The following is a 10,012-nucleotide window of genomic DNA, read 5'->3' on the forward strand; positions in this document are numbered from 1 at the left end:
GAGACAAGGTGTCTACTTTTTCGGGGTCACACCACTTCTTCCTTCTTCCTTCTTCCTTCTTCCTAGGCCCGCGCAGCGTAGGCGTAGAGCAGGGTTTCCTGGGCGCTGATCGGGGCGGCGTCGCCCGGGGTCTGCTTGACGTAGGTGCCGTCGCCCTGGAGCAGCCAGCTCTGGCAGTTGTCCACCAGGTAGGTTTCCAGGTCCTTGCGCACCCGGGCCGCCAGCTTCTTGTCGAGTAGCGGGAAGCAGGTCTCCACGCGGTGGAACATGTTGCGTGCCATGAAGTCGGCGCTGGAGCACCAGGTTTCCGGCTTGCCATCATTGTGGAAGTGGAAGACCCGGGTGTGCTCGAGGAAGCGGCCGATGATCGAGCGCACCCGAATGGACTCGGAAATGCCCGGCAGGCCGGGGCGCAGGCAGCACATGCCGCGGATGATCAGGTCGCACTCCACCCCGGCCTGGGAGGCCCGGTAGAGGGCCTGGATCAGCTTGGGCTCGGTGAGCGAGTTGCACTTGATGATCAGGTGGGCGCGCTTGCCCTTGCGCGCGAAGGCGGCCTCGCGATCGATCATCTCCACCAGGCGGTCGTGCAGGGTGAAGGGCGCATGCAGCAGTTTCTCGATGTGGCGTGCCCGCCCCATGCCGGAAAGCTGCTGGAAGACCTTGTGCACGTCGGCACACAGCACCGGATTGGCGGTCAGCAGGCTGTAGTCGGTATACAGCTTGGCGGTCTTGGAGTGGTAGTTGCCGGTGCCCAGGTGGGCGTAGTGCCGCAGCTCGCCACGTTCGCGGCGCACGATGTGCATCATCTTGGCGTGCGTCTTGTAGGCCATCACACCGTAGATCACGATGGCGCCGGCCTCCTGCAGGCGCGAGGCCAGGGCCAGGTTGTCGGCTTCATCGAAGCGCGCCCGCAGCTCGATGACCACGGTGACTTCCTTGCCGTTGCCGGCGGCCTCCACCAGGGCATTGACGATGGGCGAGTCGGCGCCGGTGCGATACAGCGTCTGCTTGATGGCCAGCACGTCCGGGTCGCGAGCGGCCTCGCGCAGCAGTTCTTCCACCGGATTGAAGGACTGGAAGGGATGATGCAAGAGGATGTCGCCATCGGCCATGGCCTGCAGTACGCTGTCGCGCTTGTTCAGTGCCTTGGTGTTGCCCGGAGTGAAGCTGCGGTACAGCAGTTCGGGGCGGTCGACATCGCCGAGCACCGACATCATGCGGGTCAGATTCACCGGACCGCTGACCCGGTAGAGGTCCGATTCCTCCAGCTGGAACTGCTTGATCAGGAAGTCGACCAGCCCTTCCGGACAGTTGTCCGCGACCTCCAGCCGCACGCCACTGCCATAGCGGCGGGAGAGCAGTTCGCCGCGCAACGCCGAGGCCAGGTCGGAGACATCATCGGGGTCGACCGACAGGTCGGCGTTGCGCGTCAGGCGGAACTGGTAACAGCCGCGCACCGACATGCCGGGGAAGACCTCCTCGGCATGGGCATGGATCATCGACGACAGGAAGACGTACTCGGTGAAGCCCTTCTCGCACAGCTCGTCGGGCAGGGCGATCACCCGCGGCAGTGAGCGCGGGGCCGGCAGGATCGCCATGCCGCCCTCGCGGCCGAAGGCATCCTTGCCCTCCAGCTCGACGATGAAGTTGAGGCTCTTGTTGACCAGCCGCGGGAAGGGGTGCGAAGGATCGAGGCCGATCGGGCTGATGACCGGCATGATCTCGGTGGCAAAGTAGTTGGCGACCCAGTCGCGCTGGGCCTTGGTCCAGTCGCTGCGCCGGCGGAAGCGCAGGCCCTGCTGCTCGAGTTGCGGAATCAGGTGTTCATTGAGCACGCGGTACTGGCGCTGGACCTGTTCATGCGCAATGTGGGAAATCTCGTTGAGCACCGAGCGCGGCGGGCGGCCGTCGGCGCCGGTGGTTTCGTCGCCCAGGGCCAGCTGGTTCTTCAGCCCGGCCACCCGGATCTCGAAGAACTCGTCCATGTTGGACGAAAAGATCAGCAGGAACATCAGGCGGTTGAGCAACGGATGCGCCTCGTCCAGCGCCTGTTCGAGCACCCGCACGTTGAACTGCAGATGGGACAGCTCGCGATTGAAATACAGGTTGGGGTCGGTGAGGTCGGCCTCCGGGTCCGGCATCGCCTTGGGCTTGATGCCGGTCCGCGTCTGGTTGAGCCGCAGTGCCGGCGGTTCGGCACCCAGGACCGAGTCCTGCCCCGGCTTGATCTCGTCGTTACGCGATTCGTCCATGGGGATTCCCTGCTGTTGTCGGCTGACGGGGTGACGTTCGCCGCTTTTCAGGTATCGTCAGGCGCGCTGCTCAGCAGTCGCGCCGCTCGTTTGGCAAAATAGGTCAGGATTCCATCGGCGCCGGCGCGCTTGAAGCACATCAGGGACTCCAGCATGACGGCGTCGGCATCCAGCCATTGGTGTTCGAAGGCGGCCATGTGCATGGCGTACTCGCCGCTGACCTGGTAGGCGAAGGTCGGCACGCGGAACTCGTCCTTCACCCGGCGCACCACGTCGAGGTAGGGCATGCCGGGCTTGACCATCACCATATCGGCACCCTCGCTGAGGTCCAGGGCGACCTCGTGCAGGGCCTCGTCGAGGTTGGCCGGGTCCATCTGGTAGCTGGACTTGTCGGCCTTGCCGAGGTTGCTGGCCGACCCCACGGCATCACGGAAGGGGCCATAATACGCCGAGGCGTACTTGGCGCTGTAGGCCATGATGCGCGTGTCGTGCAGCCGTTCCTGCTCGAGAACCTGACGGATGGTGCCGATGCGCCCGTCCATCATGTCGGAGGGCGCGATGATGTCGGCGCCGGCCTCGGCGTGCGACAGGGCCTGCTTGAGCAGTGTCTCCACGGTGCGGTCGTTGAGCACATGGCCCTGGCCGTCGAGAATGCCGTCCTGACCGTGACTGGTGTAGGGGTCCAGGGCCACGTCGGTCATGATGCCGAGCTCCGGCACGGCGTTTTTCAGTGCCCGCACGCTGCGCTGCATCAGCCCCGTGGCGCTGTAGGATTCCTCGGCCAGCTCGCTCTTGAGCGTCGGTTCGACCACCGGGAAAACGGCCATGACGGGGATGCCCAGGTCGCGAGCGTCACGCGCCTCCTCGATCAGCAGATCCAGTGACAGGCGCTCGACGCCCGGCATGGACGGAACGGCTTCGCGCTGCCCCTCACCCTCGCGCACGAACACCGGCCAGATCAGGTCGGCGGCGGTCAGGCCGTTCTCGCGCATCATGCGGCGCGAGAAGTCGTCACGGCGCATGCGGCGCATGCGGGTAGCGGGAAACTGGCGTGTCGTCGTGAGACTCAAGATGATCCTCCAGCGGTGAACCCTGGCCGCCTGTTGATGATGGCGGCAGAAGATGACGTCGTGATGACAGTGCCGTCAGTATATCAATGTGGCAGGACCCTGACAGATGCGCCTTGTCGCACCCCATGCGACTCTCTACAGTGAAGGTTTCATTTGGATCGACCCGCGCGCGGAAGAAGCCGGTGGGAAGACGCCTTCAAGGAGACGAGCATGAGCAAGCAAGTAGCGGTGATTCTGTCGGGGTGCGGGGTTCAGGATGGCTCGGAAATCTATGAGTCGACACTGACGCTGCTGCGCCTGGACCAGCTGGGGATCGGTTATCGTTGCTTTGCCCCGGACATCGACCAGCATGATGTGATCGACCATCGCACCGGCGAGGCGCAACCCGGGGAACGTCGCAATGTGCTGGTGGAGTCGGCGCGTCTGGCGCGGGGCGATATTGCGCCGCTGGCGGAACTGGAAGCCGATGATTTCGATGCCGTGATCCTGCCGGGCGGCTTCGGCGCCGCCAAGAACCTCTCGACCTTTGCCGCGGAAGGCTCCGATCTGGTCATTCAGCAGGGCCTGAGTGAAGCCCTGGCGGACTTCCACGCCGACCGCAAGCCCATCGGCCTGATGTGTATCGCACCGGTCATGGTGCCGCGCCTGCTGGGTCCGGGGATCGCCGTGACCGTCGGCCATGACCCCAGTGTCGCCGGCGCCATCAGCGCCATGGGCGGCCTGCACCGCAGCTGTGGCGTCGAGGATATCGTGGTGGACTTCGAGAACCGGGTGGTCACCACACCCGCCTACATGCTGGCGACGCGCATCGGCGAAGCCGCCACCGGCATCTTCAAGCTCGTCGACCGCATCGACGAGATGATGGATCTGTAAGCTGGAAGAGCGGCTACGCCGCTATAAGAGGGAAGAACGGCGCTTCGCGCCTTTAAGAGGGAAGGACCCCCTTGACGTTCCAACCCCTGGCGCTAGCTTGCTCTTCCCTCTTCCCTCTTCCCTCTTCCCTCTTCCCTCTTCCCTCTTTTACTCCCCATCTTCCCGCTTCCGCTTGACGAGTCGGCCGAGCAGCAGGCCGACTTCGTAGAGCAGGTACATAGGCACGGCGAGCAGGCTCTGCGAGACGACGTCGGGCGGGGTCAGCAGCATGCCGATGATGAAACAGCCGAGGATGATGTAGGGCCGCTTGCTGGCCAGGCTCTGGACCGTGGTGGCGCCGGAGAGAATCAGCAGGAAGGTGGCCACGGGGATCTCGAAGGCGACCCCGAAGGCGAAGAACAGCTTGAGCACGAAGTTCAGGTACTGCTGGATGTCGGTCATCACCGCCACCTGGGCCGGTCCGGTCTGGGTGAAGAACTGGAACAGCAGCGGAAAGACCACATAGTAGGCAAAGGCGATGCCGGCATAGAACAGCACGATGCTGGAAGCCAGCAGGGGCAGCGCCAGGTGTTTCTCGTTGGCGTAGAGCCCCGGGGCGATGAAGGCCCAGGCCTGATGCAGCACGAAGGGCACCGCGATCAGGAAGGCCACCATCAGGGTCAGCTTGAAGGGAGCGAGAAAGGGCGATGCCACCTCGGTGGCGATCATCTGCGAGCCTTCCGGCAGCAGGGCCATCAGCGGGTCGGCGACGAAGGTGTAGATATCGTTGGCGAAGGCATAGAGCCCGAGGAAGATGACCAGAATGACCACCACGGCCCGCATCAGCCGCGAACGCAGCTCGACCAGGTGTTCGATCAGCGGGGCGTGCTTGTGCTCCTGTTGACTCATCGCGAGGGGGCGTCCTTGTCATCGGCAGCGGAGGTGGTGTCGGCCGATGCCGAGGTGTCCGGCTCGGTGCGCTCGGCGTCGGAGCGGCCCGTGTCGGCCATGCCTTCGACATCACGCTTGACGCTGTTCACGCCCTCGTCGAGCTTTTTCTGCTGCTCGTCGAGCTGGCGGCGCAGCTCTTCGGTCTCGAGCTGGGAGTTGATCTCGCGCTGCATGTCGGCAACGGTGCGCTTGATGCGACCGATCCACAGCCCGGCGGTGCGGGCGGCCCGGGGCAGACGCTCGGGGCCGAGTACCAGCAGGCCGACGACGCCGAGGATGAGGAGTTCGAGGAAGCCGATGTCGAACATGGCGGCTTACTTGCGCTCTTCCCGTTCTTCTGCCTTGCGCTCGGCCCTGGCGTCGTAGGTGTTCCCTTCCTCGTCGTGGCTCATGCGCGCCTGTGGGTCGTCCTTGTTGTCGGCGTCCTGGTCCTTGTCCTCGTCATGCATGGCCTTCTTGAAGCCCTTGAGGGCACCGCCCAGGTCGCCGCCGACGTTGCGCAGCTTCTTGGTGCCGAAGATCAGGATGATGATGCCGAGTACGATCAGCAGTTGCCAGATACTGATACCACCTAACATGGGAGCTTCCTCAGGTTTGGCTCCGCTGCCCGCGAAGCGATGGTGCGAGACGCTGGTGACAGTTCCACAGGGAGTCTATCGCGCAGCCTTTTCGTCGTGCCCGGAGATGCCGAAGCGACGGGCCAGCTCGTCGAGCACCTGGTGATGATCCAGGTCCAGGTGCGAGAGCATGACCAGACTATGAAACCACAGGTCGGCGGTTTCGGCGATCAATGCCTGGCGTTGCGACTCTCCCCCGTGCTCGGCGTCCTTGGCGGCCAGCAGTGTTTCGGTCGCTTCTTCACCGACCTTTTCGAGTATCTTGTTCAAGCCCTTGTGATGCAAGGCCGCGACATAGGAGTCATCCGGGTTGGCTTGACGGCGCTGCTCGAGTACGTCGTGGAGGCGTTCCAGGGTATCGCTCATGGGTTACGGTTCCATTGCAGAGGGTCAGTTCCAGGTCAGCAGCAGCCCGCCCAGCAGGGCGGCGCCGAGCACCGGCCAGGGCTGTTCGCTGGCCCATGCGAGCAGGGGCTGCCAGGCCAGGGCGCCGATCACCAGGAGCCCGCCCAGGCGCAGGCGCCGCTGGCGTTGCGCGCGGACATCCAGACGCCGCTGAATGCGGCCTATGGCCTCGGACTGGCGGCGTTGCTGATGGTGGCCATGCTCGGCGCGCACCAGCGCCTGATGGGCCAGCACCGGCAGTTCCGGCAGCTGTCGGGACAGTTCGGGCGCCTGGCGCTTGAGGGATTCCCAGAAGCCGCGGGCGCCGGCGCGTTCGCGCATCCACTGCTCCAGGAAGGGCTTGGCCGTGGCCCACAGGTCCAGGTCGGGGTAGAGCTGGCGGCCCAGGCCCTCGATGTTGAGCAGGGTCTTCTGCAGCAGCACCAGCTGGGGCTGGACTTCCATGTTGAAGCGTCGCGCGGTCTGGAAGAGACCCAGCAGCACCTGGCCGAAGGAGATGTCCTTGAGCGGCTTCTCGAGGATCGGCTCGCAGACGGTGCGCACCGCGGCGGCGAATTCGTTGGCGCGGGTATCCTCGCCGACCCAGCCGGATTCGATGTGCAGGGCGGCCACTTCGTAATAGTCCTGATGGAAGAAGGCCAGCAGGTTGCGCGCCAGGTAGTCCTGATCCTCGCGGGTCAAGCTGCCGACGATGCCGCAGTCGATGGCGATGTACTGCGGGTCCGCGGGGGCCTCGCGGGACACGAAGATATTGCCCGGATGCATGTCGGCATGGAAGAAGTTGTCACGAAAGACCTGGGTGAAGAAGATCTCCACCCCGCGTTCGGCGAGCTTCTTGAGGTCGGTGCCCTGCGCCGCGAGAGTGTCGGTATCGGCCACCGGTACACCATGGATGCGTTCCTGGACCATGACGCGGTGACGCGTCAGATCCCAGTAGGTGGCGGGGACATAGAGCAGCGGTGAGTGCTGGAAATTGCGCCGCAGCTGCGAGGTGTTGGCGGCTTCCTTGGTCAGGTCGAGCTCATCGAAGAGCGTCGATTCATAGTCGCGCACCACCTCCACGGGGCGCAGCCGACGGGCTTCCGGGACATGGGCCAGGATGCCGGCGAGGCGGTACAGCAACGCCATGTCCTGACGCATGACGGCCTCGATGCCGGGGCGGATGATCTTGACCACCACATCCTCGCCGCCGTGCAGGGTGGCGGCGTGCACCTGGGCGATGGAGGCCGAGGCCAGAGGGCTTTCGGCGAAGCGCGCGAAGGCGTCCTCGATGGACATGTCGAGCTCTGCCTCGACGAGTGCCCTGGCCTGATCGCCCGGGAAGGGCGGCACCTGATCCTGCAGGCGCTTGAGCTCGTCGGCGATGTCCGGCGGCAGCAGGTCGCGACGGGTCGACAGCACCTGGCCGAACTTGATGTAGATGGGGCCCAGGGTTTCCAGGGCCAGTCGCAGGCGCTCGCCGCGGCGCCGGGGGCCGATGGCGATCAGTCGCAGCGGCGACAGCATGAAGATCCCGCGCAGCCACCAGGGCAGGCGTTCCATGGGCACCAGGGTGTCCAGCCGGTAGCGGCTGATCACCCAGACGATGCGCATCAGGCGCCGGATCATGCGCTGGCCTCCGTCGCCAGCAGGCGGCGGCGCAGGCGGGTCAGGCGGGCTTCGAGACGGTCGGTGGCCAGCTCAAGTTCGGTCAGGTGGTCGCGCATGGCCTCGAACTGGTGCTGGCCCGGCAGCAATCGTGCTTCCTCGAAGACGTATTCGGCGACATCCGCGCGCAGCTCGCGCTGGGTGCGCAGTCCCCAGCGGCCGACATGGCGCAGGCCCTCGGCCAGGCTGTGGGCCGGCACGTCGCCGAGCCAGTGCGCCATTTCGCCTTCCCAGTCCAGGTCGAGATCCACGAGGAGGTCGCGCATCTCTTCCAGCAAGTGTACGCGGCCGCGCACCGCCAGCTTGCCCTGAAACATCAGGCGCTCGATGTCGGCGCCGCCCAGGAGTTCGCCGAGGGTTTCGGCATCGAGCTCCACCGTGGCGTCGAAGTCTCCTTCTTCGGCGTCAGCGGGGCGCATCAGGTCGATGCCCTGATCATGGAAGTGCAGGCTGATCGCCAGGGCAGGAGACTCCAGGCGCAGCAGGACGCGCTGCCCGCTCAGGCGCGCCAGCCGTGCCGGGGCCGCGGGGTCCCGGGCGAGCAGGGCGTTGAGGGTGCGTTCCAGGCCGGCCAGCAAGAGGGTCGATGTCATCTCGTCCTCACAGCTTGATGCCGCGGTGCAGGGCGACGATGCCGCCGGTCAGATTGGTGTACTCGACCCGCTCGAGACCGGCGTTTTCCATCATGCCCTTGAGGGTCTGCTGGTCGGGGTGCATGCGAATCGACTCGGCCAGGTAGCGGTAGCTGTCGGCGTCACCGGCGACGAACTCGCCCATGCGCGGCAGCAGGCGAAAGGAGTACTCGTCATAGGCGCGATTGAGCACGGCACTCCGGGGCTTGGAGAACTCCAGCACCAGCAGGCGGCCACCGGGCTTGAGCACACGGGTCATGGAACGCAGGGCGGCATTCTGATCGGTGACGTTGCGCAGGCCGAAGGCGATGGTAATGCAGTCGAAGCTGTTGTCGGGGAAGGGCAGGGTCTCGGCGTTGGCCTGGACATACTCGACGTTGCCGCCGACGCCGCGATCCAGCAGCTTGTCACGGCCGACCCGCAGCATGGACTCGTTGATGTCGGCCAGCACCACCCGGCCCCGCGGGCCGACCAGGCGCGAGAACCTGAAGGTCAGATCACCGGTACCACCGGCGATGTCGAGCACGCTGTGGCCCGGACGCACCGCGGCGCGCTCGATGGTCAGCCGCTTCCAGACACGATGAATGCCGAATGACATCAGGTCGTTCATGACATCGTAGCGCGAGGCGACCGAGTCAAAGACATCCGCCACGCGGGAAGCCTTCTCGGTGACCGGGACTTCCTGGTAGCCGAAGTGCGTGGTGTGCTTGTCGCTGGTCATGCGCGGGGCTCCCGAGTCAGCTGCACTGAAAAAACGCGATACCCGTGGGCTCGCCCACGGGCAGGCCATTGTAGCGCCCCGCGACCGCTCTTGTCTTGACGCAGACGCGGCCCGTTACAACTGGCGGATCTCGATACCCTGGGGCTCGCGGGATGCGCCTGCCTGTTCCAGCTGCTTGAGATAACCGTTCCAGTAGCTCTCGCGGCGCTGGATGAGATCATACAGATATTCCCAGCTGTAGATGCCGCTGTCATGGCCGTCATCGAAGTGCAGCTTGATGGCATAACGCCCGACCTGGGAGATGTTGGTCAGGCCGACATGCTTCTTGCCGACCTGCAGCGTCGCCGACTCGGGGCCGCCGTGCCCCCGCACCTCGGCGGAGGGCGAGAAGACGCGCAGGTACTCCACCGACAAGCGGAAGCTGACCTCGTCCTCGTAGATCAACTCCAGCTCGCGCGCCTGTTTGTGGTAATGCACCTGGATCGGAATCGGAGCCTTCATCTGAACCTCCTGACGAGCTACGAGCTACGAGCTACTCGCGGCTCGTAACTCGCGACTCGCGTCTTAGAGAATATACCGCGACAGGTCTTCGTCGACGGCGAGTTCGCCGAGCTGGGAGTCGACGTAGGCGGCGTCGATGGTCAGGCTGTCGCCCATGTCGGAGCCCTTGAACGAGGCTTCCTCGAGCAGGCGTTCCATGACCGTGTGCAGCCGGCGGGCGCCGATGTTCTCGGTACCTTCGTTGACCTTGAAGGCGATCTCGGCGATGCGCTCGATGCCGTCTTCGGTGAAGGTCACGTCCAGCCCTTCGGTCCTGAGCAGGGCCTCGTACTGACGCGTCAGGGCCGCGGAGGGCTCGGTG

11 protein-coding genes and 1 pseudogene are annotated in these 10,012 nt (G+C 65.0%); 1 reads left to right on the forward strand and 11 read right to left on the reverse strand.

Features of this window, described 5'->3' with window-relative positions:
- Positions 1-62: 62 nt before the first annotated feature.
- Positions 63-2,255 (reverse strand): polyphosphate kinase 1, encoded by a 2,193-nt coding sequence (gene ppk1 / locus QWY79_RS01760; protein ID WP_290269306.1) that lies wholly within the window; start codon positions 2,253-2,255, stop codon positions 63-65.
- Between the two features lie 47 nt (positions 2,256-2,302).
- Positions 2,303-3,286 (reverse strand): porphobilinogen synthase, encoded by a 984-nt coding sequence (gene hemB / locus QWY79_RS01765; protein WP_494337335.1) that lies wholly within the window; start codon positions 3,284-3,286, stop codon positions 2,303-2,305.
- A gap of 249 nt (positions 3,287-3,535) precedes the next feature.
- Here hemB and elbB point away from each other — a divergent pair, with 249 nt between their 5' ends.
- Entirely contained in the window at positions 3,536-4,198 is a 663-nt protein-coding gene (elbB, locus tag QWY79_RS01770) for an isoprenoid biosynthesis glyoxalase ElbB (protein ID WP_290269311.1), read from the forward strand.
- A 147-nt stretch (positions 4,199-4,345) separates the two neighbouring features.
- Here elbB and tatC read toward each other — a convergent pair whose 3' ends face one another.
- The 9 genes and pseudogenes from tatC to hslU form a co-directional block, all read right to left on the reverse strand.
- On the reverse strand, positions 4,346-5,086 hold the full coding sequence (gene tatC, locus QWY79_RS01775) for a twin-arginine translocase subunit TatC (RefSeq protein WP_290269312.1): 741 nt from the start codon (positions 5,084-5,086) through the stop codon (positions 4,346-4,348).
- Positions 5,083-5,436: a Sec-independent protein translocase protein TatB gene (gene tatB / locus QWY79_RS01780; RefSeq protein ID WP_353960353.1), complete on the reverse strand. Its 354-nt coding sequence runs from the start codon at positions 5,434-5,436 to the stop codon at positions 5,083-5,085. The genes tatC and tatB overlap by 4 nt, the downstream gene beginning before the upstream one ends.
- A 6-nt stretch (positions 5,437-5,442) precedes the next feature.
- Positions 5,443-5,706: a Sec-independent protein translocase subunit TatA gene (gene tatA / locus QWY79_RS01785; RefSeq protein ID WP_290269314.1), complete on the reverse strand. Its 264-nt coding sequence runs from the start codon at positions 5,704-5,706 to the stop codon at positions 5,443-5,445.
- 75 nt (positions 5,707-5,781) lie between these two features.
- Positions 5,782-6,111, reverse strand: a complete 330-nt coding sequence (locus QWY79_RS01790) for a phosphoribosyl-ATP diphosphatase (RefSeq protein ID WP_290269316.1) — start codon at positions 6,109-6,111, stop codon at positions 5,782-5,784.
- Between the two features lie 24 nt (positions 6,112-6,135).
- Positions 6,136-7,758 (reverse strand): ubiquinone biosynthesis regulatory protein kinase UbiB, encoded by a 1,623-nt coding sequence (gene ubiB, locus QWY79_RS01795; protein WP_290269318.1) that lies wholly within the window; start codon positions 7,756-7,758, stop codon positions 6,136-6,138.
- On the reverse strand, positions 7,755-8,390 hold the full coding sequence (locus tag QWY79_RS01800) for a ubiquinone biosynthesis accessory factor UbiJ (RefSeq protein ID WP_290269321.1): 636 nt from the start codon (positions 8,388-8,390) through the stop codon (positions 7,755-7,757). Before QWY79_RS01800 ends, ubiB begins: the two co-directional genes overlap by 4 nt.
- 7 nt (positions 8,391-8,397) lie before the next feature.
- On the reverse strand, positions 8,398-9,150 hold the full coding sequence (gene ubiE / locus QWY79_RS01805; RefSeq protein ID WP_290269323.1) for a bifunctional demethylmenaquinone methyltransferase/2-methoxy-6-polyprenyl-1,4-benzoquinol methylase UbiE: 753 nt from the start codon (positions 9,148-9,150) through the stop codon (positions 8,398-8,400).
- Positions 9,151-9,264: 114 nt separating this feature from the next.
- Positions 9,265-9,651 carry a gamma-butyrobetaine hydroxylase family protein gene (locus QWY79_RS01810; RefSeq protein ID WP_290269325.1) on the reverse strand — a complete coding sequence of 129 codons (387 nt, stop codon included), beginning with the start codon at positions 9,649-9,651 and terminating at the stop codon, positions 9,265-9,267.
- A 63-nt stretch (positions 9,652-9,714) separates the two neighbouring features.
- Positions 9,715-10,012 (reverse strand): annotated as a pseudogene (gene hslU / locus QWY79_RS01815) (HslU--HslV peptidase ATPase subunit); the annotation flags it as partial.

Origin of the sequence: Halomonas sabkhae (assembly GCF_030409265.1) — a bacterium.
In the GTDB taxonomy this organism is placed as follows: domain Bacteria; phylum Pseudomonadota; class Gammaproteobacteria; order Pseudomonadales; family Halomonadaceae; genus Halomonas; species Halomonas halmophila.